This window comes from Kitasatospora sp. NPDC058965, from assembly GCF_042741245.1.
Taxonomy (GTDB): domain Bacteria; phylum Actinomycetota; class Actinomycetes; order Streptomycetales; family Streptomycetaceae; genus Kitasatospora.
On the sequence record NZ_JBHYKG010000112.1, the window covers coordinates 1 to 25,241 of the forward strand.

Annotated in this window: 21 protein-coding genes; 11 read left to right on the forward strand and 10 right to left on the reverse strand. The window is 72.6% G+C overall.

Annotation, left to right across the window (positions count from 1 at the left end; genetic code table 11):
* Window positions 1–571: hypothetical protein (locus ACFW1A_RS19825; protein ID WP_380410404.1), on the forward strand; the 571-nt coding region annotated here is incomplete at its 5' end.
* Between the two features lie 56 nt (window positions 572–627).
* On the forward strand, window positions 628–1,125 hold the full coding sequence (locus tag ACFW1A_RS19830) for a SigE family RNA polymerase sigma factor (RefSeq protein WP_380410405.1): 498 nt from the start codon (window positions 628–630) through the stop codon (window positions 1,123–1,125).
* A gap of 12 nt (window positions 1,126–1,137) precedes the next feature.
* Here the strand turns inward: ACFW1A_RS19830 and ACFW1A_RS19835 are convergent, their stop codons facing one another.
* Window positions 1,138–2,043: a GNAT family N-acetyltransferase gene (locus ACFW1A_RS19835; protein WP_380410406.1), complete on the reverse strand. Its 906-nt coding sequence runs from the start codon at window positions 2,041–2,043 to the stop codon at window positions 1,138–1,140.
* Between the two features lie 156 nt (window positions 2,044–2,199).
* Here ACFW1A_RS19835 and ACFW1A_RS19840 point away from each other — a divergent pair, with 156 nt between their 5' ends.
* Window positions 2,200–2,982, forward strand: coding sequence for a TIGR04222 domain-containing membrane protein (locus ACFW1A_RS19840; RefSeq protein WP_380410407.1), 783 nt, complete (start codon window positions 2,200–2,202; stop codon window positions 2,980–2,982).
* A gap of 24 nt (window positions 2,983–3,006) precedes the next feature.
* On the opposite strand, the gene hemQ is transcribed toward ACFW1A_RS19840, so the two are convergent.
* Both hemQ and hemG read right to left on the reverse strand, forming a co-directional pair.
* Window positions 3,007–3,723: a hydrogen peroxide-dependent heme synthase gene (gene hemQ, locus ACFW1A_RS19845; protein ID WP_380410408.1), complete on the reverse strand. Its 717-nt coding sequence runs from the start codon at window positions 3,721–3,723 to the stop codon at window positions 3,007–3,009.
* Window positions 3,724–3,727: 4 nt separating this feature from the next.
* The gene (gene hemG / locus ACFW1A_RS19850) at window positions 3,728–5,140 is read right to left on the reverse strand and encodes a protoporphyrinogen oxidase (protein ID WP_380410409.1); all 1,413 of its coding nucleotides are present in this window, start codon (window positions 5,138–5,140) and stop codon (window positions 3,728–3,730) included.
* Between the two features lie 168 nt (window positions 5,141–5,308).
* Between hemG and ACFW1A_RS19855 the strand changes: the two genes are divergently transcribed.
* Complete coding sequence (locus ACFW1A_RS19855; RefSeq protein ID WP_380410410.1) at window positions 5,309–6,172, forward strand: DUF4349 domain-containing protein; 864 nt, start codon at window positions 5,309–5,311, stop codon at window positions 6,170–6,172.
* A 1-nt stretch (window position 6,173) separates the two neighbouring features.
* On the opposite strand, the gene hemE is transcribed toward ACFW1A_RS19855, so the two are convergent.
* Window positions 6,174–7,250, reverse strand: coding sequence for a uroporphyrinogen decarboxylase (gene hemE / locus ACFW1A_RS19860; protein WP_380410411.1), 1,077 nt, complete (start codon window positions 7,248–7,250; stop codon window positions 6,174–6,176).
* Window positions 7,251–7,437: 187 nt separating this feature from the next.
* Between hemE and ACFW1A_RS19865 the strand changes: the two genes are divergently transcribed.
* The 6 genes from ACFW1A_RS19865 (at window position 7,438) to ACFW1A_RS19890 (ending at window position 14,607) form a co-directional block, all read left to right on the forward strand.
* Window positions 7,438–8,088: a DUF3000 domain-containing protein gene (locus ACFW1A_RS19865; RefSeq protein ID WP_380410412.1), complete on the forward strand. Its 651-nt coding sequence runs from the start codon at window positions 7,438–7,440 to the stop codon at window positions 8,086–8,088.
* Between the two features lie 314 nt (window positions 8,089–8,402).
* Window positions 8,403–9,128: a LuxR C-terminal-related transcriptional regulator gene (locus ACFW1A_RS19870; RefSeq protein ID WP_380410413.1), complete on the forward strand. Its 726-nt coding sequence runs from the start codon at window positions 8,403–8,405 to the stop codon at window positions 9,126–9,128.
* Between the two features lie 111 nt (window positions 9,129–9,239).
* Window positions 9,240–10,499: a ribonuclease D gene (locus ACFW1A_RS19875; protein WP_380410414.1), complete on the forward strand. Its 1,260-nt coding sequence runs from the start codon at window positions 9,240–9,242 to the stop codon at window positions 10,497–10,499.
* 153 nt (window positions 10,500–10,652) lie between these two features.
* Complete coding sequence (locus ACFW1A_RS19880) at window positions 10,653–11,870, forward strand: thiolase family protein (RefSeq protein ID WP_380410415.1); 1,218 nt, start codon at window positions 10,653–10,655, stop codon at window positions 11,868–11,870.
* Window positions 11,871–11,872: 2 nt separating this feature from the next.
* A complete protein-coding gene (locus ACFW1A_RS19885; RefSeq protein ID WP_380410416.1) occupies window positions 11,873–14,002 on the forward strand; it encodes a 3-hydroxyacyl-CoA dehydrogenase NAD-binding domain-containing protein in 2,130 nt (709 codons plus the stop codon).
* 155 nt (window positions 14,003–14,157) lie between these two features.
* On the forward strand, window positions 14,158–14,607 hold the full coding sequence (locus ACFW1A_RS19890; protein ID WP_380410417.1) for an SPW repeat protein: 450 nt from the start codon (window positions 14,158–14,160) through the stop codon (window positions 14,605–14,607).
* Window positions 14,608–14,661: 54 nt separating this feature from the next.
* Here ACFW1A_RS19890 and ACFW1A_RS19895 read toward each other — a convergent pair whose 3' ends face one another.
* From ACFW1A_RS19895 to ACFW1A_RS19920, 6 genes are all read right to left on the reverse strand, one after another.
* Window positions 14,662–16,221, reverse strand: a complete 1,560-nt coding sequence (locus tag ACFW1A_RS19895) for an ArnT family glycosyltransferase (RefSeq protein ID WP_380410418.1) — start codon at window positions 16,219–16,221, stop codon at window positions 14,662–14,664.
* 63 nt (window positions 16,222–16,284) lie between these two features.
* Window positions 16,285–18,210: a 1-deoxy-D-xylulose-5-phosphate synthase gene (dxs, locus tag ACFW1A_RS19900; protein ID WP_380410419.1), complete on the reverse strand. Its 1,926-nt coding sequence runs from the start codon at window positions 18,208–18,210 to the stop codon at window positions 16,285–16,287.
* Window positions 18,211–18,377: 167 nt separating this feature from the next.
* Entirely contained in the window at window positions 18,378–19,667 is a 1,290-nt protein-coding gene (locus ACFW1A_RS19905) for a sugar ABC transporter permease (protein ID WP_380410420.1), read from the reverse strand.
* The gene (locus ACFW1A_RS19910; RefSeq protein WP_380410421.1) at window positions 19,664–20,449 is read right to left on the reverse strand and encodes an ATP-binding cassette domain-containing protein; all 786 of its coding nucleotides are present in this window, start codon (window positions 20,447–20,449) and stop codon (window positions 19,664–19,666) included. The genes ACFW1A_RS19905 and ACFW1A_RS19910 overlap by 4 nt, the downstream gene beginning before the upstream one ends.
* A gap of 133 nt (window positions 20,450–20,582) precedes the next feature.
* The gene (locus ACFW1A_RS19915) at window positions 20,583–21,683 is read right to left on the reverse strand and encodes a sugar ABC transporter substrate-binding protein (protein WP_380410422.1); all 1,101 of its coding nucleotides are present in this window, start codon (window positions 21,681–21,683) and stop codon (window positions 20,583–20,585) included.
* Window positions 21,684–21,880: 197 nt separating this feature from the next.
* Window positions 21,881–23,077, reverse strand: a complete 1,197-nt coding sequence (locus tag ACFW1A_RS19920) for an ROK family protein (protein ID WP_380410424.1) — start codon at window positions 23,075–23,077, stop codon at window positions 21,881–21,883.
* Window positions 23,078–23,401: 324 nt separating this feature from the next.
* On the opposite strand from ACFW1A_RS19920, the gene ACFW1A_RS19925 reads away from it, so the two are divergent.
* Entirely contained in the window at window positions 23,402–25,195 is a 1,794-nt protein-coding gene (locus tag ACFW1A_RS19925) for a PQQ-binding-like beta-propeller repeat protein (RefSeq protein ID WP_380410423.1), read from the forward strand.
* Window positions 25,196–25,241 lie beyond the last annotated feature (46 nt).

Sequence of the window (25,241 nt, forward strand, 5' to 3'; positions counted from 1 at the left end):
GGTCTCCACGGCGCCGTCCGCCGTGCCGTCGGTGGCCTCGGACGGGGGCTCCCCCGCCTCGGGCCCGGGCACCGCCGAGGCCACCGCCGGCGGGCTGCTGCTGGCCCTGGTCGACGCGCTGCCGCCCGGCAGCCGGACCGACCACTACGCCGCCAGCCCGTGGACCGCGGTCGCCGCCGGCCACCGGCAGTTGGGCGCCCAGCTGTACCTGACCGACAGCCGCGGCACCGGCATGGTCCGGGTCTGGCTGAGCACCGGCACCCTGGCCTGCGCCCCGGCCGACGGCTGCCGCACCGACGGCGCGGGCCGCCGCACCGTGGTCGACCACCGGCCCGACAACTGCGTCGAGGACACCACCGCCACCGTCGACCACGGCGACGGCACCCTGGTGACGATCCAGCTGAGCACCTGCCTGGGCTGGAGCGGCAGCGGCAACGCACCGGGCATCAAGGCCCTCACCGACGACCAGGCGCTCGCCCTGGCCGGCGACCCGGCCTTCACCCTGACCATGCCCGGGTCCCGCCTGTCGGCCGCCGCCGCCCGCTTCGGCACCCTGCCGACCTTCCACTGACCCGCCGTCAGCAGTCCGCCTTTCCACACCTAGCCACCACCCAGGGGGGACCGACGGTGCGCAACGAAGCCGAGTTCACCGCCTTCGCCGAGGCCAGCGCCACCCGGCTGCGGCAGATCGCCTACCTGATGTGCCGGGACTGGCACCTCGCCCAGGACCTCACCCAGACCACGCTGACCAAGATGTACCTGGCCTGGAACCGGCTCACCCGCCGGGACGCCGACCCGTTCGCCTACGCCCGCAAGGTGCTGCTCAACAGCCTGCTCGACCACCGCCGACTGCGCAGCAGCACGGAGCAGACGGTGGCGCACTTCCCGGACCGCGCCCTGCCGGACGACCCGACCGCGGTGCGGCTGACCCTGCTGGACACCCTGGCCCTGCTGCCGCCGCGGGAGCGGGCGATCGTGCTGCTGCGCTACTGGGAGGACCAGAGCGTGGCGGACACCGCCGAGATCCTCGGGATCTCCACCGCCGTGGTGAAGTCGCAGAGCATGCGCGCCCTCGCCACCCTCCGCGGCCACCTGGGCGAGGACCGGGCGCTGCTGCTGGGCTGACGGCCGGCCCGCTCAGAGCTCCTTGATCATCTTTCGCTCGGTGGCCCAGAGCTCGTAGCCGCACCACGCGTTGACCGCCAGCACGGCGGCGTTGGTGGAGTCGTTGTCGGTGAAGGCCTCGGTCAGGCCCGCCGCCCGGGCCCGGTGCAGGGAGGCCGCCTTGACCAGCTTCGCCAGCCCCCGGCCGCGGTACTCCGGGAGCGTGCCGGTGAAGGCGGACCAGTAGCGCGTCCCCGCTGCGCGCACCGCGCTGAATGCCACCGGGCGCCCGTCGGCCACCGCGACCACGGTCAGCTCGTGCCGCTGGTCGGGCAGCTGCCAGACCGACTCGAACCAGTCGGAGTACCCGAGGTCGTCCGTCGGCAGCTCCCCCGGCTCGTCCAGCCCGGCCGCCCGGTCCAACCGGTAGACCGGGCGCGGGTCGTCCAGGTAGTCGGCCGCGGTGCGCAGCTCGACCCCCGGCGGGACCGGCGGCAGCGGCGGCAGCGGGCCGGTCAGGTCGAGCCGGGCGAAGCGCCCGGTGCGGCCGGCCCGGTAGCCGCGCCGCTCGGCGAAGCCCACCGAGACCGCGTCCCCGTCCGCCCAGGCGTGCAGGTGGGTGGCGCCCACCGCGCGCAGCGCGCGCTCGGCGGCGGCGGCCAGGGCCGTGCCCGCGCCCCGGCCCCGGTGCTCCGGCAGCACCGCGAGGCCGATCATGCCCTGCCCCGGGGTGCTGGTCCCGTCGTTGACCTGGCAGCGCGCGACGCCGACCACCACGCCGTCCGACTCGGCCAGCAGCACCCGGTAGTGCTGCCCGGGCCGGGCCCGGGCCCAGGAGCGCAGCGCGACCTGGGGGGTCAGCAGGATGTGGGCGCGACCGGCGCGGTAACAGGCGGCGGTGGCCCCGGCATCGGCGGGGGCGAACTCGCGGATCAGCACGAGCTGCCACGCTAGCCGAACCGGTTCGGGTACGAAACCGGATTCCGGGGCACCGGACGGGCGCACGGGAGCGGACCGGTCGCACGGATCACGATTCGGTATCGCGCGACCGGTTGTACCTGTCAGAAGGGGGTGCGGAGGTCTACAACAGGGCCCATGTGGTTGCTCTTCCTGGTCCCTGCCTGTGTCGTCGCGGTGCTCTCCTGTCTGCGGCTGGTGCGGGTGGCCGCCACCGCGGACGCGATGGCGGGACTGGCCGACGAGGAGCCGGAGGCGGTGGCGATCGGCCTGTACGAGACCGCCTACCTGGCCGGCGGACCGCGCCGGGTGGTGGACCTGGCGCTGGTGCTGATGACCGGGCGCGGCCGGCTGCACCTGGCGCACACCGGCTGGACCACGGTGGTCGACCCGAAGGGCCGCAGCCGGCTGGAGCGGGCGCTGATCAGCGAGATCGGCCCCGACGGGCAGTGCCGCACCACCGAGCTGCGCGAGGCGCTGATCGACCACCCGACGGTGACCGAGATCGGGGTCCGGCTCTCGCTGGCCGGGCTGGCCACCCCCGCCGGGGTGCGCGAGAGCACCGTGCTGGCGGTGCGCCAGGTCCGGCAGGCGCTGGTGCTCGGCGTGCTGATGCTGATCGCCGCGGTCACCCTGACCGGGCCGACCGACGGCAGCGGCGCGGGCGCCACGCTGGCCTGGTTCTCGCTGCCGCTGATCCTCACCACCGGGACCCTGCTGATGGCCCGGGTGGACGTGCACCCCTACACCCGCTGGGCGGCCCCGGCCGGTCTGCAGGTGCTGCGCGAGATCCGGCTGCCGCGCCAGCAGGGCGGCGAACCGGGCGCCGGTGACGCCGAGCGCCGGCTGCTCACGGCGGTGGCCATCGACGGCACCGACGCGGTGCCGGACGCCCGGCTGCGCGCGGCGCTGCGCGGCTGACCGCACAGCGCCGGTGTCACGGCCTCAGGCCAGGCCGCCCAGCAGCTCGCTGACCGGCTTGCGGCGGCCGGTGTAGAACGGGACCTCCTCGCGCACGTGCAGCCGCGCGCGGGACGGGCGCAGGTCGCGCATCAGGTCCACGATCCGGTGCAGATCGTCCGCCTCGAAGGCGAGCAGCCACTCGTAGTCGCCCAGCGCGAACGAGGCGACGGTGTTGGCCCGCACGTCCGGGTAGCCGCGGGCCATCCGGCCGTGCTCGGCCAGCATCGCCCGGCGCTCCTCGTCGGGCAGCAGGTACCACTCGTAGGAGCGGACGAACGGGTAGACGCAGACGTACTCGCGGGCCACCTCGTCGGCCAGGAAGGCCGGGATGTGCGACTTGTTGAACTCCGCGGGGCGGTGCAGCGCCATGTTCGACCAGACCGGCTCCAGCAGGCGGCCCAGACCGGTGCGGCGGAAGCGGTTGTAGGCCTCCTGCAGGTCGTCCGAGCTGCCCGAGTGCCACCAGATCATGATGTCGGCGTCGGCCCGCAGGCCGGAGACGTCGTAGCTGCCGCGGACCGTGACGTCCTTGGCGGCGAGCTGCTCGAACAGCTCCTCGACCTCGGCGGCCAGGCCCGAACGGTCCTCCGGGAGCACGTCCTTGAGCTTGAACACCGACCACATGGTGTAGCGGATGACCTGGTTCAGGTCGCGGGCCTTCTTCTTCTGCGGCTGCTGCTCGTCGGTCGTCTCAGTCATGTCCTCATTGTCCCTTCGTGTCCACCGGGATCGACGGCGGGGTCAACAGATCGTTCACGGCGCGGCGGGCACTCGCCACGCAGGCCGGGATGCCGACGCCGTCGTAGGCGGCGCCGGCCAGGGCGAGCCGGCCGACCCCGGCCACCCGGGCGCGGATCCGGGCCACCCGGTCCTGGTGGCCGACCGGGTACTGCGGCAGGCCGGCCCGCCAGCGGGTCACCGCCGTGGCGTAGGGACGGGCGGTCAGGCCGACCGCGGCGCGCAGGTCGGCGAGCGAGCGGGCCACCAGCTCGGCGTCGTCCAGGTCCAGCGCCGCCTCCTCGCGGTAGCGGCCGAGCGAGGTGCGCAGCAGGAACGCCTCCGGGGCCGCTTCGGCCAGCCAGCCCCACTTCTGCGAGGAGAAGGTGGCGGCCTTGATCGAGCGGCCGTCCACCGGCGGCACCAGGAAGCCGCTGCCGGGCGGCGGTTCGGTCAGGTCGGCGCGCCGGAAGGCCATGGTGACCAGCGCCATCCCGGCGTACTCGATGCCGGCCAGCTCGGCGGCCGCCGCCGGGGCGTCGGCGGCGAGCAGCCGGGCGGCCACCGGCGCGGGGGCGGCGAGCAGCACGGCGTCGTACGGGTGGCCGTCGACCAGCCAGCCCTGCGGGGTGCGGCGCAGCTCGGCGACCGGGGCACCGGTCCGCAGCTCGGCACCGGCCCGCTCGCAGGCGGCGGCCACCGCGAGCGGCAGCGTGCCGATGCCGCCGCGCAGGCCCTGGAAGACCGGTCCGCCGGCCTGCGGCCGGTCCAGCAGCCGGTGCACGCCCTCGACCAGCGAACCGCCGCCCTGCGCCACCGCGAGCAGCTGCGGCACGGCGGCGCGCAGCGAGATCTCCTCGGCGCGCCCGGCGTAGACCCCGCCGAGCAGCGGCTCCACCAGCCGGTCCACCACCTCCTGGCCGAGCCGTTCGGCCACGTAGGCGCCGATCGCCACGTCCTCGGTGCCCGCGTCCACCGGGGCGGGCCGCTCGGCGTGCACCCGGGCCAGGCCCTCGGGGGTGAGCACGCCGGAGGCGGCCAGCGCCGCCAGGTCGCCGGGGACGCCCATCAACTGGCCACCGGGCAGCGGACGGAGCGCTCCCCTGGTCCAGACGGCGGCCCTGGCGGTGGTGGGCGGTTCGAGGACGTCGGCCAGGCCGACCGCACGGGCCAGGTCCACGGCTTCGGGGCGGCGGGCGAGCACCGACTCGGCGCCGAGGTCGACCTGGACGCCGCCCACCTCGCCGCGTCTCAGCTTGCCGCCGAGCTGCGCGGTGGCTTCGAACAGGGTGACCCGGGCGAGGGGTGCGCCGCCGACGGCTCCGCTGAGCCGGGCGGCGGCCGTGAGGCCGGCGATGCCGCCGCCGATGACCGCGACCCGGGGTAGTGGTTCTCCCATGTCCGGCAGTCTCGCACCCGGGGCCCGGCCGGACGGCCAGGGGGTGGCCCCGTAGGGGTGAACCCACGGGGTGCCGGCCGACCGCCGGTGAGCAACCGGTGCCCGTTCCGTGACCGGCTCGCAACCGCGGAGCTGAAACCCCGTCAGCCCCCGCTCCGTCCAAGTCCCATGACCCGTCACAGAACCCGCGCCGCCGCGCTCGCCCTGACCGCGGTCCTCGGCCTGGCCGGCTGCAGCGCCGGCGGCAGCTCCTCGTCCCGCGACTCCGCCGCCCACGGCGCCGCGGCCGCCCCGGCCGCCCCCGCCGCGCCGGTCCCGGCACCGTCCGCCGCCGGGGGCACGGCCGCCCCCGTCACCGCCCGTGCCATGGCCTACAACGCCCGGCTCGACCTCCGGGTCGCCGACCTGGACGCCGCCGTCGGCCGGGCCACCGACCTCGCCACCGGAGCCAACGGCTACGTGGAGCACGAGAACACCTCGGCGGGCACCGCCGAACTGGTCCTGCGCATCCCCTCCGCCGACTTCGGCCCGTCGCTGGAACGGCTCGCCGCCCTCGGCACCGTGCTCGCCCGCAGCCAGCAGGCCGACGACCTGACCCAGCAGCAGGTCGACCTGGACAGCCGGGTGAAGAGCCAGCAGGCCAGCGTGGACCGGATCCGCGGCCTGATGCAGGACGCCAAGTCGCTGGCCGACGTGGTGTCGCTGGAGGGCGAGTTGAGCAAGCGCGAGTCGGACCTGGAGTCGCTGCAGCGTCAGGCGCAGGAGTTGGCCACCAAGACCTCGCTGTCCAGCGTGACGCTGGAGTTCAGCACCGAGGAGCGGCCGGCCCCGCCACCGCCCCCGGCCCGGCCGCGGCCCGGCTTCTGGGGGTCGGTCGGCCACGCCCTGCTGGTCGGCTGGCACGCCCTGGTCGCCGTGGTCCGGGCGCTGCTGGTGGCGCTCGCCACGGTCGGGCCGTTCCTGCTGGTGCTGGCGCCGATCGCCTGGGTGGCGCGCCGCCGCCTGCGCGGACGGCGCACCCCGCAGGACTGAGTCAGCGCGCGCTGGCCTCGTGCACGAAGGCCACCAGCCGGGACAGCGCGTCCGGGTCCATGCTCGGCAGCACGCCGTGCCCGAGGTTGAAGACGTGCCCGCTGGTGCCCAGCGCGGACGCCGCGTGCAGCACCTCGCGGGCCTTGGTCTCCACCACGTGGGTCGGCGCGAAGAGCACCGCCGGGTCGAGGTTCCCCTGCAGCGCCTTGCCGGGGCCGACCCGGCGGGCGGCCTCGTTCAGCGGCACCCGCCAGTCCACCCCGACCACGTCGGCACCGGCCTCGCCCATCAGGCCGAGCAGTTCGCCGGTGCCGACCCCGAAGTGGATCCGCGGCACGCCGTACCCGGCCACCGCGTCGAAGACCTTGGTGCTGGACGGCATCACCGAGCGGCGGTAGTCGTCCGGCGCCAGCGAGCCGACCCAGGAGTCGAAGAGCTGCACCGCGGAGACGCCGGCCTCGATCTGCACCTTCAGGAAGCCGGCGGTGATCACCGCGATCCGGTCCAGCAGCTCGGCCCAGAGCTCGGGGGCGCCGTACATCATCGCCTTGGTCCGCTCGTGGTTCTTCGACGGACCGCCCTCGACCAGGTAGCTGGCCAGGGTGAACGGCGCGCCGGCGAAGCCGATCAGCGGGGTGCTGCCGAGCTCGTCGACCAGCAGGCCGACCGCCTCGGTGATGTAGGGGACGTCGTCCGGCTCCAGCGGGCGCAGCCGCTCCAGGTCGGCGGCGGTGCGGATCGGGTCGGCGATCACCGGGCCGATCCCCGGCTTGATGTCCACGTCGATGCCGACCGCCTTGAGCGGGACGACGATGTCGCTGAAGAAGATCGCCGCGTCCACCTTGTGCCGGCGCACCGGCTGCAGGGTGATCTCCTTGACCAGGTCGGGCCGCATGCAGGAGTCCAGCATCGGGATGCCCTCGCGCACCTTCAGGTACTCGGGCAGCGAGCGGCCGGCCTGCCGCATGAACCAGACCGGGGTGTGCGGCACCGGCTCGTGCCGGCAGGCGCGCAGGAAGGCGGAGTCGTGCGCGGCACTCCGGCGCGCGGAAGGCTGGGCTGCGGTCGTCTCACTCACGCGGCCATCCTGCCACGCGCCGACCGCCCCACCCGCCCGGCCCACTGGTGCGATCCTCCGAAGACAGGGGCCCGGCACCCAGGGGTGGCGCACCGTGGCGACCGGGGTGGCGCGGTGGCACCGCTCGGGTACCCGAACTGCGTGCCGGTCACCCGGGACGGGCACCGCTGGGCATAGTCTTCAGTTCATGGCATCGGTCGGTGGGAACCCCGCGCAGCACGGCGGAACGGGCAAGGAGTCGGCGCCCCTCGGGTTCCGTACCGCGGTCGAGGCGCTCGCCGGCGTCCGGCCGCGCCCGGAGGTCGTCCTGGCCGCCACCCCGGCGCCGCGCCGACTGGCCCCGTTCAGCTGGGCGGTCACCGCAACCGTCGAGGTCGACGGCGAGGAGCTGGCCGACGGCCGCTTCGTGCTGCTGCACGACCCGGCCGGGCAGGAGGCCTGGCACGGCGAGTTCCGGGTGGTCACCATGGTCCGCGCCGAGCTGGAGCCGGAGATCGCCGGCGACCCGATGGTCGGCGAGGTCGGCTGGTCCTGGCTGCTGGACGCGCTGCAGACGCACGGCGCCGGCTTCACCGAGCCCGGCGGCACCGTGACCAGGTGCGCCTCGCACTACTTCGGCGCGCTGGCCGACCGCGAGGCCAGCACCGAGATCGAGCTGCGGGCCTCCTGGACGCCGGCCGACGGCCGGTTCGAGCGGCACCTGACGGCCTGGGCCGACCTGCTGTGCGTGTGCGCGGGGCTGCCGCCCACCGCACCCGCGCCCCTGCCCCCGGCTGACGCGCCGTCACTCGGCGGAGTGGTCCCGATGCCGGCCCGCCGCCGTCCCCGCTCACACTGAAGGCTGACGGACCGGCAGACCGCCCGTAGGCCCCGAAATCCGGATCCCCGCTGCTCACAGAGGGTTGCGGAGCGTCAACCATCACTCCGGGTACGACCGTTTCGTGCCGAATTCATTCGATTTTGATCGAGATAGAGGCATGTCGCACCGGATGTCCGATCGAAATGTCCGTATTGTGACTCACTAGATCGTGATCATTCGCTAAAGCCGGGCACGGATGATGCCGAAGCAGTCTGTGACCCTTTCCACTCGCGGAACACTCCGACTCCTTCGCCCATCGGGGTTCCGTCCGCCACTCCCCTTCAGGAGGCACGGTGTCGGTCCTGCTAGAGCACCCCGCAAACGTGGTCGCCTACCGTCCGACCAAGCCCACCGCGATGGTGGTCATCGCCGACCCCCGGGTCCGCAACACCGTCACCCGTCATCTGTGGGCCCTCGGGGTGCGCGACGTCATCGAGGTCTCCTCGATCGCGGAAGCCCGGCCCCGGGTCTCCACGCCGCGGGACATCTGCGTGGCCGACGTCCACCTGCCCGACGGCTCCGGCCTCACCATCCTGGCCGAGACCCGGGCGGCGGGCTGGCCCAACGGCCTGGCACTGTCCGCGGCCGACGACATCGGCGCGGTGCGCAGCGCGCTGGCCGGGGGCGTCAAGGGCTACGTGGTGACCGGCACCCGGACCGCCATGGCGATGCCGGGCCGCCCGGGCCTGCCGCTGGGCCAGGCCGGGCTGGCGGGCCGGATGCGCCGTCCGGGCATCCCCGGCGCGCCCGGCCACCTGGGCGCACCCGGGACGGCCGGAGCGCCGGGCGCACCGGGTGCTCCCGGTGGTGCGCCAGCTGCCTACCGCGAGCTCTCCGGCCGCGAGGTCGAGGTGCTGCGCCTGGTCGCGGAGGGCCAGTCCAACAAGGCGATCGGCGTGGCGATGGGCCTGTCGGCGCTGACCGTGAAGAGCCACCTGGCCCGGATCGCCCGCAAGCTGGGCACCGGCGACCGGGCCGGCATGGTCGCGGTGGCGCTGCGCACCGGCATCATCCACTGAAGAGCGAAGGAGGTCCGGAGGAACGTTTCCTCCGGACTTCCCTTGGCATTCGGGCTGGTCCCGGCCTGACGATCAGGGTCCGCCCGGCGATGCTCGTCGTACCCTTGGTGGGTGACCGACGCCGCAGAAGCCATCGCCCTAGAGACCGCCCCGGTGCCGCTGCTCGAACCGCGGGAGGGTCTGCCACCGGTGGTGGCCGACCAGTCGGCGCTGGATGCCGTGGTCACCGCGTTCGCGGCCGGCACCGGACCGGTCGCGGTCGACGCCGAACGGGCCTCCGGCTACCGGTACGGGCAGCGCGCCTACCTGATCCAGCTGCGCCGGGCGGGCGCCGGCACCGCACTGATCGACCCGATCGCCTGCCCCGACCTGAGCGCACTGGGCGCCGCGCTGGCAGAGGTCGAGTGGGTGGTGCACGCCGCCACCCAGGACCTGCCCTGCCTGGCCGAGGTCGGGATGCGCCCGCAGCGCCTCTTCGACACCGAACTGGCCGGCCGGATCGCCGGGTTCGCCCGGGTCGGCCTCGGGCCGATGACCGAGAACGTGCTCGGCTACAGCCTGGCCAAGGAGCACTCGGCGGTCGACTGGTCCACCCGTCCGCTGCCCGAGCCGTGGCTGCGCTACGCCGCGCTGGACGTCGAGGTGCTGGTGGAGCTGCGCGACGCGCTGGAGGCCGAGCTGGCCGGCCAGGGCAAGCTCGACTGGGCGCTGGAGGAGTTCGCCTCGATCGCCGCCGCGCCGCGCCCGGCACCCCGGGTGGACCCGTGGCGGCGCACCTCCGGCCTGCACAAGATCCGCCGGCGCCGGCAGCTGGCCGCCGTGCGCGAGCTGTGGCAGTCCCGGGACAAGCTGGCCCAGGAGCGCGACGTGTCGCCGGGCCGGGTGCTCTCGGACGCGGCGATCGTGTCCGCCGCGCTGGCGATGCCCACCAACGTCGCGGCGCTGCAGGCCCTGCAGGGCTTCGGGCCGCGGGTGCACCGGCGCCAGCTGGAGCTCTGGCTGGGTGCGCTGGACCGGGCCCGCGCGATCCCGGAGGCGCAGCTGCCGCCCGCCGCCGCGCCGCACGAGGGCCCGCCGCCGCCGCGCGCCTGGGCCGAGAAGGACCCGGTGGCCGCCGCCCGGCTGACCGGGGCGAAGGCCGCGATCACCGAGCTGGCCGAGCGGCTCAAGCTGCCGGCCGAGAACCTGATCACCCCGGAGCTGGTCCGCCGGGTCTGCTGGGAGCCGCCCGCCGAGCCCACCGCGCCCGCGCTGGCCGGCGCGCTGCGCGCCCTGGGGGCCCGCCGCTGGCAGGTGGAGCTGGTCGCCCCGGTGGTGGCCGAGGCCTTCGCCACCGCCCTGGAGGGTCCGCCGGCGAGCCCGCAGGGGTAGCCGGCGGGGCACGTGGCGCGGGACACACGCGGCGGCACGGCCCGGCCCTGGGCAAGTTGGTTACCGACCAGTAGCATGGCGGTGAAGCAGCGCTGCTCGCGTGCGAGCACGGCCCTGCGCACCATGTCATGTCCCCTGGGAGGAGAGCCCCCCGTGCCTCGTACCTCGAGGGACGTCGTCTTCGTCGACGGCGTCCGCACCCCGTTCGGCAAGGCCGGCCCGAAGGGCATCTACCACGAGACCCGCGCCGACGACCTGGTCGTCAAGTGCATCCGCGAGCTCGTGCGCCGCAACCCGAACCTGCCCGTCGAGCGCATCGACGAGGTCGCCATCGCCGCGACCACGCAGATCGGCGACCAGGGTCTGACCATCGGCCGCACCGCCGGCCTGCTGGCCGGCCTGCCCAAGTCGGTCCCCGGCTACGCGATCGACCGGATGTGCGCCGGCGCGATGACCGCCGTCACCACCACCGCCGGCGGCATCGCCTTCGGCTCCTACGACATCGTGGTGGCCGGCGGCGTCGAGCACATGGGCCGCCACCCGATGGGTGAGGGCGTCGACCCGAACCCGCGCTTCGTCTCGGAGAAGCTGGTCGACGAGTCCGCCCTGTTCATGGGCATGACCGCGGAGAACCTGCACGACCGCTTCCCGCACATCACCAAGGAGCGCTGCGACGCCTACGCGGTGCGCTCCCAGGAGAAGGCCGCCAAGGCGTACGCCAACGGCGACATCCAGCCCGACCTGGTGCCGATCGCCATCCGCAACACCAACCCCGAGGCCGGCGAGACCGGTTGGGGCCTGGCCACGGCGGACGAGCCGATGCGCCCGGGCACCACGATGGAGATGCTGGCGGGCCTGAAGACCCCGTTCCGCCCGCACGGCAACATCACCGCCGGCAACGCGGCGGGCCTGAACGACGGCGCCACCGCCTCGCTGCTGGCCGCCGAGGACGTGGCCGAGGAGCTCGGCCTGCCGATCAAGATGCGCCTGGTCTCCTACGCCTACACCGGCGTGGAGCCCGAGGTCATGGGCTACGGCCCGGTCCCGGCCACCGAGAAGGCGCTGCGCCTGGCCGGCCTGACCATCGACGACATCCAGGCCTTCGAGATCAACGAGGCCTTCGCCGTCCAGGTGCTGGCCATGCTCGACCACTTCGGCATCGCCGACGACGACGAGCGGGTCAACCCGTACGGTGGCGCGATCGCCTACGGCCACCCGCTGGCCTCCTCCGGCGTGCGCCTGATGACCCAGCTGGCGCGCCGCTTCGAGCAGCGCCCCGACGTCCGCTACGGCCTGACCTCCATGTGCGTCGGCTTCGGCATGGGCGCCACGGTCATCTGGGAGAACCCGCACTTCGAGGGTGGTAAGTGATCATGACGAACACCACTGAGCTCCTCAAGCGCGGCGCCGAGCTGTTCCCCGGCGAGGTCGTCACCACCGCGCACGTGCGCCACCTGGACCTGCCGCTGCAGGCCGGCCGGCTCGCGCTGATCACCCTGGACAACGGCTTCGACCACACCAAGCCGACCACCTTCGGCCCGGGCTCGCTGCTCAAGCTCTCCGAGGCGCTGGACCAGGTCGAGGCGGAGGCCGCCGACGGCAAGGTCGTCGCGGTCGCCATCACCGGCAAGCCGTTCATCTTCGCGGTCGGCGCCGACCTCAAGGGCGTCGAGCTGCTCAAGGAGCACGGCGACGCGCTGGCCATCGGCAAGGGCGGCCACGAGGTCTTCAAGCGGATCGCCGCGCTGCCGGTGCCGAGCTTCACCTTCTACAACGGCGCCGCGATGGGCGGCGGTGTCGAGGTGGGCCTGCACTGCACCTACCGCACCGTCAGCTCCGGCGTCCCGGCCTTCTCGCTGCCCGAGGTCTTCCTCGGCCTGGTCCCCGGCTGGGGCGGCTGCACCATCCTGCCGAACCTGGTCGGCCCGGCCAACGCGGTCAAGGTCGTCATCGAGAACTCGATGAGCCAGAACAAGCAGCTCAAGGGCAAGGAGGTGTTCGAGCTCGGCATCGCGGACGCGATCTTCGAGCCGGCCGACTTCCTGGAGCAGTCGATCCTGTGGGCCGCCAAGGTCCTCAAGGGCGACGTCGCGGTGGAGCGCCCGGAGATCGACCGGGGCGACAACTGGGACCAGTGCATCGCCTGGGGCCGCGCGGTCGCCGACGCCAAGGTGCACGGGGCCGCTCCGGCCGCCTACCGCGCCCTGGACATCATGGCCGCGGCCAAGGACGGCGACCTGCAGAAGGGCTTCGACGCCGAGGACGTGGCGCTGGCCGACCTGATCATGGGCGGCGAGCTGCGGGCCGGCATCTACTCCTTCAACCTGGTGCAGCGCCGGGCCAAGAAGCCGTTCGGCGCGCCGGACAAGTCGCTGGCCCGCCCGGTCTCCAAGATCGGCGTGGTCGGTGCCGGCCTGATGGCCTCGCAGCTGGCGCTGCTGTTCGCCCGCCGCCTCGAGGTGCCGGTGGTGCTCACCGACATCGACCAGGAGCGGATCGACAAGGGCGTCGGCTACGTGCACGGCGAGATCGACAAGCTGCTGGCCAAGGGCCGGGTCAACGGCGACAAGGCCAACAAGCTCAAGGGCCTGGTCTCCGGTCACCTGGACAAGGCGACCGCCTTCGGCGACGCGGACTTCGTCATCGAGGCCGTGTTCGAGGAGATGGGCGTCAAGCAGAACGTCCTCGCGGAGCTGGAGGCCGTGGTCTCGCCGACCACGATCCTGGCCACCAACACCTCCTCGCTCTCGGTCACCGAGATGGCCTCCAAGCTCCAGCACCCGGAGCGCGTGGTCGGCTTCCACTTCTTCAACCCGGTCGCGATCCTGCCGCTGCTGGAGATCGTCCGGGCCGAGAAGACCGACGACGCCTCGCTGGCCACCGCCTTCGCGGTCGCCAAGAAGCTGAAGAAGACGGCCGTCCTGACCAAGGACGCCCCGGCGTTCGTGGTGAACCGGATCCTGACCCGCTTCATGGGCGAGATCCAGAGCGTCATCGACGAGGGCACCCCGTTCGAGACCGTCGAGAAGGCGGTGCAGCCGCTCGGCCTGCCGATGTCGCCGATCGCGCTGCTGGAGCTGGTCGGCCCGGCCATCGCCCTGCACGTGTCGGAGACCCTGCACGGCGCCTTCCCGGAGCGGTTCACCGTCTCCGAGAACCTCGGCAAGGTGGTCAAGGCCGGCAAGCGCGGCTTCTACATCTGGCAGGACGGCGCCCAGGTCCTCGACCCCGAGGTGCTGGAGCTGCTCTCCTTCGGCGACAGCGTGCTGTCCGAGGAGCAGGTGCTGGCCCGGGCGCTGGACGCGGTGGCCCAGGAGATCGGCCTGATGCTGGACGAGGGCGTGGTCGGCGAGGCGCAGGACATCGACCTGTGCATGATCACCGGCGCCGGCTGGCCGTTCCACCTGGGCGGGATCACCCCGTACCTGGACCGCGAGGGCGTCTCCGAGCGGGTCAACGGCAAGAAGTTCCTGGCCCCCGGCCTGGCCAGCCTGCCGGCCTGAGCCCGGCGGGCCGGTGAGCCCGGCCCCGAGTGACGCAGACGGCCCCCGTTCCGTGATGGAACGGGGGCCGTCTCGCTATACACCAAATCCAGACAAAGCGCATAATACCGGTAGGCCAAGCGGAACTGACTTGCACACCGAAGGAGGCGAGTCGTATGGCCGACGTCTCACATCAAGCCGGTGATCTGCGCACGCATCCGGACATCGCCGAGATGCGCGCCCGCTACGCACGCATGATGGACGGGCCCCAGGGAGTGGCGGTGGACGGCCTGGTCGTCCTGGCCGGCCTGTACCTGGCCATCTCGCCCTACGTGGTGCACTTCAGTGCCGCCAGCCACGAACTGGTGATCTGCAACCTGATCCTCGGCATCGCCATCGCCGCGCTGGGGCTCTGCCTCACCCTCGCCCCGGCCCGGATGATGGGGCTGACCTGGGCGATGGCCGCGATGGGGGTCTTCCTGGTCATCTCCCCGTGGATCGTGACGGTCGGACACACCGCGACCCGGGGCATGATCTGGAACCAGGTGATCGTGGGCGGGCTGACCTGCCTGCTCGCCTTCACCGCCGGAGCCGGCATGGTGATGGGCAACCGTCGCCGGATCTGACCACCCTTGGAGGACCCGCCCGGAGCCCGCGGCTCCGGGCGGGTCGCGTGCGGCTCAGCCGGTCTTCTTGAGGCGGTAGACCACGGTGTCGCCGTAGGCGCCCACCGGCTCGTAGTGGGTGTCCAGCAGGTCCTCGATCTTCGGCACCAGGTACGGCTGGTAGGGCGCGTGCCCGGAGTCGTCCACCACGATCTCCGGCAGGCCGTTGGCCATCAGGTCCTGGTCGAAGGTCTGCCAGGCGTCGGCCACGCTGAACTGCTCGCCGACCGTGTCGGCGCTCTTGCCGCCGCTGAAGTTGGTCAGGAACCCGGCCGTCAGGTAGCGGGAGGCGGGCTGGCGGTCGGAGAGCCAGTAGAGCTCCGGGTGCATGCCCCAGATCAGCACCTTGTCCTTGGGGGTGCTGCGTTCGGCCACCGCGGTGGCCACCTGGGTGGTCTGGTCGAGCTGCTCCCCCGGCCAGGCCATGGCCAGCGCCCAGAAGGCGGTGGCGGCCACCGTGCTGTAGACCATCACCGGCCGCCAGCGCACCGCCGAGGCGGCCACCGCGCCCACCCCGAGCAGCACCAGCGGCGGCATCAGCTGCAGGTAGTAGTGGCCGAAGAAGTGGAAACCGGTGGCCACCGCGACCACCGAGGAGGCCAGCCAGACCCACAGGTCACCCACCGAGCCGTGCGACTCGCCGCGGGTCGGGGCCGGCCGGCCGGTGCGGTAGCGCACCCAGAGCCGGTGGCCGAGCGGGAACAGGAAGCCGAGCCCGGCCGCCGCCAGGATCGCCGAGTTGCCCAGGGCCCGGCCGATCATCTGCAGCCAGTTGCCGCCCAGCGAGGCGTAGTCGCCGCTGCCGGTGACCACCCAGAACAGGAAGCCCTTGGGCTTGGTCAGGATCACCGCGACCAGGGCTATCGGCAGTGCGAACCCGAAGGCGGTCTTGAACAGCGCCGGGCGCCACCGCTCGCCGCGGTGCCGGGCGTCCTGCCAGAGCATCCAGAGCACCGGCAGCAGCACCGCGCCGCCGGTCTGCTTGGTCAGCGAGCAGACCGCCACCGCGATCCCGGCCGCCAGCCAGCGGCGCCGCTCGGCGTACCGGAAGGCGGCCACCATCGCGGGCAGCATGAAGACCTCGAAGGTGGCGGCCTGGGTGTCCTCCGGCGACAGCCCGATGGAGAGCATCAGGTAGAGCGCGCCGGCCGCGCCACCGGCCCGGTTGCCCCAGCGCCCGCGCGCGATCGAGGCGAGCATGACGGCGGTCACCAGGTGCGCCACGATCGCCAGGGTGCGCAGCGGCCAGAGCGACAGCGAGCCGAAGATCGAGAAGCAGGCCTCGTAGAGCCAGGGCAGCAGCGGCGGCTTGCGGTCCACCACGGTGTCGTAGAGCACCCCGCCGTCGGCCAGCATCCGGGCCTGGGTGGCCAGGTACCCCTCGTCGGGGCTCCACACCGGCCGCATGAAGGAGGGCACGTGGGTGGCGACCGCGAGCACCGCCAGCACCGGGACCAGTCTGGTCCAGTAGCCGGTCCGCACCCGCAGGGCCAGTGCGGCGGCCCACCGCCCGCCGGGCCGGGTGGCCGGGCGGGCGGTGGGCAGCAGCATGGGGTTCGTGGTGTCGGTCGGCACGAGGGACAACCTACCCGCCGTGCCTGAGACACACAGTGCTGGAATCAGCCTTGATTATGACGGTCACTTTGTCAGACCGCTGACCTCGGCGCCCAGGTCCAGCCGCGAGACCAGTGCGGTGACCTGGCGGGCGATGTCCGGAGCGGTCAGCCCGATCTCCGCCATGATCTCCTCGCGCTTGGCGTGGTCCAGGAACTCCTGCGGGATGCCGAAGTCGCGCACCGGCAGGTCCACCTCGGCATCGCGCAGCGCCTGGGCGACCGCCGCGCCGACGCCGCCGGCCCGGCCGTTGTCCTCGACCGTGACCACCACGCGGTGCTCGGCGGCCAGGCCCGGCAGCGCCGGGTCCACCGGCTTGACCCAGCGCGGGTCGACCACGGTCGCGCTGATCCCCTGGGCGTCCAGCAGCGCGGCCGCCTCCAGGCAGACCGGAGCCATCGCGCCGACCGAGACGATCAGCACGTCGGCCCGCTCCTCGCCCTCGGGCAGCAGGTCGGCGGAGCCGTGCAGCACGTCCATCGCGCCGATCCGGCCGAGCGCCGGCACCGGGGCGCCGACCGAGCCCTTGGAGAAGCGCACCACCGTCGGCGCGTCCTTGACCTGCACGGCCTCGCGCAGCTGCGCGCGCAGCTGCTCGGCGTCGCGCGGGGCGGCCAGCCGCAGCCCGGGGACCACCTGCAGGATCGACATGTCCCACATGCCGTTGTGCGAGGCGCCGTCGGTGCCGGTGACGCCGGCCCGGTCCAGCACGAAGGTGACGCCCAGCCGGTGCAGCGCCACGTCCATCAGGACCTGGTCGAAGGCCCGGTTGAGGAAGGTCGCGTAGACCGCCACCACCGGGTGCAGCCCGGCGGTGGCCAGGCCGGCCGCGGAGACCGCGGCGTGCTGCTCGGCGATGCCGACGTCGAAGGTGCGCTCCGGGAAGGCCTTGGCGAACGGCGCCAGGCCCACCGGGTGCAGCATCGCCGCGGTGATCGCGACCAGGTCCTTGCGCTCCCGGCCGAGCTCGACCATCTCCTCGCCGAAGACCGAGGTCCAGTCCTTGCCCGAGGTCTTCACCGGCAGGCCGGTGTCGGGGTGGATCACGCCGACCGCGTGGAAGCGGTCCTCCTCGTTGTTGAGCGCCGCGTGGTAGCCGCGGCCCTTCTCGGTGATGCAGTGCACGATCACCGGGCCGCCGAAGCCGCGCGCCTTGCGCAGTGCGGACTCCAGCGCGGCGATGTCGTGGCCGTCGATCGGACCGAGGTACTTCAGGCCCAGGTCCTCGAACATGCCCTGCGGGGCGATGAAGTCCTTCAGGCCCTTCTTGGCGCCGTGCAGCGCGTCCGCCAGCGGCTGGCCGACCACCGGGGTGCGCTGCAGCGCGTCCCGGCCCCAGGACAGGAAGCGCTCGTAGCCCTGGGTGGTGCGCAGCGTGCTCAGGTGGTTGGCCAGGCCGCCGATGGTCGGCGCGTAGGAGCGCTCGTTGTCGTTGACCACGATCACCACCGGGCGGTCCTCGCCCTCGGCGATGTTGTTCAGCGCCTCCCAGGCCATCCCGCCGGTCAGCGCGCCGTCGCCGGTGACCGCGACCACCGGGCAGTCCTTCAGCCCGAGCAGCTGGTTGGCCTTGGCGATGCCGTCGGCCCAGCCGAGCACGGTGGAGGCGTGCGAGTTCTCGATCACGTCGTGCTCGGACTCGGCCCGCGCGGGGTAGCCGGACAGGCCGCCCTTCATCTTCAGCCGGGTGAAGTCCTGCCGGCCGGTCAGCAGCTTGTGCACGTAGGACTGGTGCCCGGTGTCGAAGAGGATCCGCTCGCGCGGGGAGTCGAAGACCCGGTGCAGCGCGATGGTCAGCTCCACCACGCCGAGGTTGGGGCCCAGGTGCCCGCCGGTCTTGGCGACCTCCTCGATCAGGAAGGCGCGGATCTCCTCGGCCAGGGCCGGCAGCTGCGCGGGCGTGAGCCGGTCGAGATCGCGCGGTCCCCGGATGCGGGTCAGCAGGGGCACCCGTTCCTCCTCGTTTCGGTACGTGTCCCGGCAGGCTGTCGGCCCACCCGGCTGGTCGAGTCTAATGTCCACCTCGCGGACAGCTTGAGCCGGGAGGGGCGCACGAAGGCCCGGGACACGCCCCTAGAGAGGAGCGTGTCCCGGGCCTTCGGTGGTGTTCGGCGAGGTCAGCCGCGGCCGGAGGACTTCTGGGTCCGGCGGGAGACCGAGTCCAGCACGACGGCGGCCAGCAGCACCGCACCGGTGATCATGTACTGGATCGACTGGCTGATGCCCTGCAGGTCCAGGCCGGTGACGATGGACTGGATCACCAGCATGCCCAGCAGCGCCGACCAGGTCTTGCCGCGGCCGCCGAACAGGCTGGTGCCGCCGATGACGGCCGCCGCGATGGAGTTCATCAGGACGTTGCCGCTGCCCAGCTGCTTGTCCGCGAAGCCGGCCTGCGAGGCGATGAACAGACCGCCGACCGCGGCCAGCCCGGCCGAGATCATGAAGACCGAGATCCGCACCCAGGCCACGTTGATGCCGGCCCGGCGGGCCGCCTCGACGCCGCCGCCGACGGCGAACACCTTGCGGCCGTAGGAGGTGCGGCGCAGCACGAAGTCGGTGACGACCACGACGCCGAGGAAGACCACCAGCGCCAGCGGCAGGCCGCGGTCCTGGTTCAGGGTGTACGCGGCGCCGAAGGCGAGCACCGCCAGCACCGCGGCGCGCAGCACGATCTCGCTGACCGGCTTGGCGAGCAGGCCCGCCCGGCGCCGGCTCTTGGCGCCCATCAGCGCGGCGACCAGGTAGCCGGCCACGCTGACCGCGGCCAGGCCGTACGCGGCGGCCACCGAGTCGAAGAAGTAGTTGTCCAGGTGGGCGATGAAGCCGTTCGGGATGTTGTTCAGGGTGCCGGTGTTGCCCATGATCCAGCCCTGCAGACCGCTCCAGGCGAGCAGGCCGGCCAGGGTGACCACGAAGGCGGGCACGCCGATCTTGGCGAAGAAGAAGCCGTGCAGCGCACCGATCGCGAGCGCCGCGACCACGGCTATCAGGGCCGCCGCGTACTCGTTGACGCCGTGCTGGATGGAGAGCACCGCGGACAGCGCGGCCGAGACGCCGGCCACCGAGCCGAGCGACAGGTCAATCTCGCCGAGCAGCAGCACGAAGACGATGCCGACCGAGATCAGGCCGGGGCCGGCGATGTACAGGGTGATGTTGGACAGGTTGCCGGCGGTGAGGAACTTGCCGGTGATGCCCTGGAAGATGGCGGCGATCAGGATCAGGCCGATCACCACGGGGAGCGAGCCGAGGTCGCCGCTGCGCAGCTTCCGCTTGAACTCGCCCAGGTAGCCGGTCAGGCCCTGCTCGCGGACCAGCAGCCGCGGGTCCACGGCCGGGCTCGGTGCCGCACTGTCGGTGTTCTGGGTCACGGGACTGCCGTTCGTCTGGGTGCTGGCGTGCTTGCTCACTTCGTCCCCTCCGACACCCGGGCCTGACGGCGGGTCACCGCGTTGTCGGTGGCGCCGGTGATGGCCGAGATGATGACCTCCTGGGTGGCGTCGGCCACCCGGAAGATGCCGTTGTTGCGGCCCAGGCGCAGCACCGCGACCTCGTCCGCGACCGCGCGGACGTCCGCCATGTTGTGGCTGATCAGGATCACGCCGAGGCCGCGGTCGCGCAGCCGCTCGACCAGGTCCAGGACCTGGGCGGTCTGCTCGACGCCGAGGGCGGCGGTCGGCTCGTCCAGGATCACGATCTTCGGGTCGCCGATCAGCGCGCGGGCGATCGCGACCACCTGGCGCTGACCGCCGGAGAGCGAGGCCACCGGGATCCGCACGCTGGGGATCCGGATCGAGAGCGTGTCGAGCAGCTCCTTCGCCCGCTTCTCCATCGCCACCTCGTCGAGGCGGCCGCCGCGGATCAGTTCGCGGCCCAGGAAGAGGTTGGCGACGACGTCGAGGTTGTCGCAGAGCGCGAGGTCCTGGTAGACCGTCGCGACACCGAGCGCCTGCGCGTCCTGAGGGCGGTTCAGGTGGACCCGGCGGCCCTCCCACTCGATGGTGCCCTCGTCGATCGGGTGCACGCCGGCGATCGTCTTGACCAGGGTGGACTTGCCGGCGCCGTTGTCGCCGACCAGGGCGACGACCGAGGAGGCGTGCACCTCCAGGTCGACACCGGTGAGCACCTGGACGGCGCCGAATCGCTTGGAGACTCCGCGCAACGCCAGTACGGGTGCGGCTGTCTGGGCCATGGTTGTGGGCTCCATAGGGAGTTGGGTGGCGCGGCTCGATCGGGCTCTCGCGCACGCGGTGGTACTGGGTGGTGGCCGGCCGGGCCCGACGGGGGGATTGTGGTGGGGCCCGACCGGCCGGGAGGGGTGGTACTTACTGGATGCCGGCGGCCTTGCAGGCGTCGGCGTACTGCGCGGTGCAGATGTCCGAGGCCTTGTACAGGCCGTCGGCGATCACCGTGTCCTTGACGTTGGCCTTGGTGACCACGACCGGGGTGAGCAGCAGGGACGGGACGTTGGTGCCGTCGCTGTTGGTCATGGCGGTGGCGACACCGGTCACGTCCAGGCCGTGCAGCAGGTTGACCGCGATGGTGGCGGCGCCCTCGGCCTCCGGCTTGTAGGCCTTGTAGATGGTGTAGGCCTGGTCGCCCGTCAGGATGCGCTGGATCGCGTCGGAGGCCGCGTCCTGGCCGCCGACCGGCATGTTGGTGATGCCCTGGGCCTTGAGCGCGGTGACGATGGCGGCGGCCATGCCGTCGTTGGCGGAGTAGACGGCCTGGAAGCCGTTCTTGCCCAGAGCGGTGATGGCGGCACCGATCTTCTGGCTGGCCACGGTGGGCTTCCACTCACCGGACTGCTCGTAGGCGATCTTCGCGACGCCGGTGTCCAGCACCTTGTGGGCGCCGGCCTTGAACATGCCCGCGTTCGGGTCCGCGTCGTCACCGTTGATCATGACGATGTTGGCGCTCTTGGCGTTCGCGCCCAGCGCGTCGACCAGGGCCTGGCCCTGCAGCTCGCCGACCTTCTCGTTGTCGAAGGAGACGTAGGCGGAGACCGGGCCGGAGGCGAGCCGGTCGTACGCGATGACCTTGACGCCCTTCTTCTGAGCGTCCGTCACCCAGGCCGCGGTGCCCTTGGCGTTGACCGCGTCGAGCAGGATCACCTTCACGCCCTGCGAGACCAGGGTGTCGAACTGCTGCTTCTGGGTCGCCGCGTCACCGTTGGCGTTGTTGTACTTGACGGTGCAGTCGGGGCAGAGCGACTTGACCTTGGCCTCGATCAGCGGCTTGTCGAAGGACTCGTAGCGCACCGAGGAGGAGTTCTCCGGCAGCAGCAGGCCGACGGTCTTGGTGTCGCCGGAGCTCGCGGAGTTGGAGCTGCTGCTGCTGTTCCCGGCCTTGCCACAGGCGGCCATGGTGAGAGCCATCGAAACGGCGGCAGTGCCGATGACAACGCGACGCATCATTGCGTTCATGTGGGGGAGCCTCCCTGACAGAGCCGCAACATTGCGGCGAGGTGGAAGGGAGTCAACCTTCCACCTCGCCTTGGCGTCAACAAGTAAACCCAAGCCTTCGGAGATCCAAACCCTTTCGTTACCTTCCCGAAGGCTAAGCCGAGACCTAACCCCTGGACATCGTCATGTTTTGTCCCTCTTGGGAGGGACTTCAGTTGTCAGGATCGCGCTCCCACGGCGTGGCTCGCGTGTCCGATTGCACCGGTTTCGCCCATCTCGCTCATCACCAGGGCCAGGGCCCCGAGCACCTCGGCCCGACCACCCAGCGTGCCGGGCACGATGGACAGCTGCCGGGCCGCGGACGGGATCGCGTAGCGCGCCACCGAGTCGCGAATGGGGGAAAGCACCAGCTCACCGGCCTCGGCCAGGTCTCCGCCGAGGATCACCCGGCGCGGATTGAGCAGGTTGCACAGGGTGGCCACGCCGGTCCCGATCTGCCGCCCGGCGTCCGCGATCACCCGCCGGCACCCCAGGTCGCCCTGCTGCGCCAGTTGGACCACGGCGGAAAGCGTCAGCTCCCGGTCGTGGCTCGCGTTCAAGAGGTTGAGCAGATAGCGCGAACCGACGAATGTCTCCAGGCAGCCCCGGTTCCCGCAGCGGCAGACCGGCCCCGCCTCGTCCAGCGTGATGTGCCCGATCTCGCCGGCCGTTCCGCCCGGCCCCCGGTAGATCTGCCCGTTGATGACCAGCCCGGAACCCACGCCGCTGGCCACCTTGATGTAGGCCAGGTCGCTCAGCCCGCGGCCGGCGCCCCAGACCAGTTCGCCCAGCGCGCCCAGGTTGGCGTCGTTGTCGACGTACACCTCCATGCCCAGGCGCTGGGAGAGCTCGCGGGCGGGCGCGATGCCGGTCCAGCCGGGCAGGATCGCGGTCGAGCCCAGCGCACCGGTCTCCACGTCGATCGGGCCCGGCACGCCCAGGCCCACCCCGATCACCTTGTCCGGGCGGAACCCGGCCTGCTCCAGCAGCCGGGCCACCAGCGCCTCGGCCCGGGCGAAGCCCTGCTCCGCCGAGACGTCCACGTTGATCGGCTCGCTCTCCTCGGCGAGCACCCGGTGGGCCAGGTTGCCCACCGCCACCCGCAGGTGGGAGTGGCCGAAGTCGACCCCGACCACGATCCCGGCGTCACCGCTGAGCGAGACGCTGCGGGCCCGGCGGCCGCCCGAGGAGGTGTCGGCCACCACCACCGTGCCGCTCTCCTTGAGCTCGCGCACGATGTTGGAGACGGTGGCCGCCGACAGGCCGGTGGTGCGGGCGATCTCGGCCTGGGTCAGCGAACCCGCCATCCGCACCGCGCGCAGCACCCGTTCGAGGTTGGCGCGGTGCAACGAGGACTGCGACCCCGGCGTGTCCATGGACATGAATTACCCTCCTCCGGGCTCGGGAACCCGATCGTCCCCGGCCCCCGCCGCGCCCTTGCGGCAGAGCTCGCCGATACCAGAAGTTCACCTTCAACTTGTGAACTCTATGCCGAGCCGGTGCCCCCGCGCAGCCGCAGCGCCTCCGAGCCCGGCGCGCACCCCGCCCGCCGCGCGCGCGGCGCCACGGGCGGCCCTTGATCCGGTCGTCGCAGGAGGCCCCTCTACGATGTCCCGTAAATCTCAGCCGCCCGTTGGACCTCCGGTGCCCCGACAGCACCGGGCGGGGGCGGCCCGAAACGAACAATGACGGGGCATCACATGGCAGGGGATCAGCCCAGCGCGGGCGGCGGGGTACCGCAGCGGCCCGGAGTCGACCCGGCGGCGGTCGCGGACCAGAGGACGCAGCTGGACGGGGCAGCCGTCCCCGGCCAGGGCACCCAGCCGGGCGCACCGGCCGGCGCACCGCCGCAGGCCGGCGCCGCGGGGGTGGCCTACCAGCCGACCGCACCGGCGTTCCCCGCGCAGGGCGCCCCGCAGGGCGGCGGCCTGCCGACGGGCCCGTACGACCCGCAGGGCGGCGGCGCCTACGGCTACCCGCAGGCGCCGCAGGCCGGCTACGGCCAGCCCCAGGCCGGCGCCCCGCAGGCCGGGTACGGCCAGCCCCAGCCGCAGTTCGGCCAGCCGCAGGCCCAGGCCCCGCAGCAGCCGCAGGCCGGCTTCGGGTACGGCTACCCCGCGCAGGGCGGCGGCCAGCCGACCGTCGTCGGCGGCCAGACCCCGCCCCCGGCCAAGCAGCGCAACCCGGTCTTCGTGTTCGGCGCGATCGCCGGCACCGTACTGACCATCGGCATCGTGATCGGCCTGGTCATCCTCTTCAATCCCCCGGCGCCGAACCACAACACGGCCGGCGGCTCGACCGCGGGCTCGTCCAGCGGCAGCACGGGCGGCGGCGGCACCGGCACCAGCGGCAAGCTGGCGGCCAGCTGGACCGTGCCCAAGGCCACCGGCAACGCCAGCGACCACGAGACCATCGGCACCTGGATCACCGACAAGCTGGTGGTGCGCGGCGACGCCGCCGGGCTGACGGCCTACAACCTCAGCGACGGCAAGCAGGCCTGGACGCTGCCCGCGCCGGCCGGCACCAAGGCCTTCTGCAGCATGTCCCCGGGCGTCAACACGAAGAACATCGGCGGCGTCGCCTTCAACCTGGGCGACGACGACTGCGCCTCGGTCGGCGCGGTGGACGCCACCACCGGCAAGCTGATCTTCAAGGTCGGCCAGTCGCTGGACCGCAAGAGCTACGACACCCAGATCACCGTCTCGGACACCGCCGTGGCCGCCGCCAGCAGCGCGCTGCTGGAGGGCTTCAGCATCACCGACGGCTCGAAGCTGTGGTCCTACAAGGACCGCGGCGACTACTGCAACGAGTCCGCGGTGGCGGGCGGCAGCCTGATCGTGGTCAGCGACTACTGCTCGGACGGCAGCCCCAAGCAGCAGCTGCAGCTGCTCAGCGCCTCCGACGGCAAGCCCTTCGGCTCCTTCCCGCTGACCGGTGACACCGAGCGGATCGAGGGCATCCTGGCCACCAAGCCGATCGTGCTGCAGATCGCCTCCGGCGTGGACCAGGACTACATGGTGGTGCTCGACTCCAACTTCAACCCCACCACCAGGATCCCGCTGAAGGTCACCGGCGAGGACAAGCTGCGCCCCACCGTGGACGGCTCCACCCTGACCAAGTCCCTGGTCATCGGCAACACCTTCTACATCGAGGTCAACCAGGGCAGCAAGACCGCGCTGCGGGCGATCGACCTGGGCTCGGGCAAGACCCTGTGGACCAAGGACGCGGGTGCCGAGGAGGGCATCCGGCTGGTCAACAAGACCGGCGGCACCAGCCCGACCGTGATCGCCATGAACGGCTACGGGAAGGCCGCCCAGGTGGGCACCATGGCGGCGGCCGACGGCACCTTCGCGCCGACCTTCTCCTTCGCCACCAAGGACTCGCAGTTCCTCTCGTTCCAGGACCAGCAGATCTTCGCCTCCGACGACGGCCGGGTGCTGACGCTGCCCCAGCTGCCGCTGGAGGCCACCGCCACCCTCTACACCAAGCAGTAGCCGCGCCCGGCGGCCCGGCTGACGGGGTGCGCGGAGTCCTCGGGGA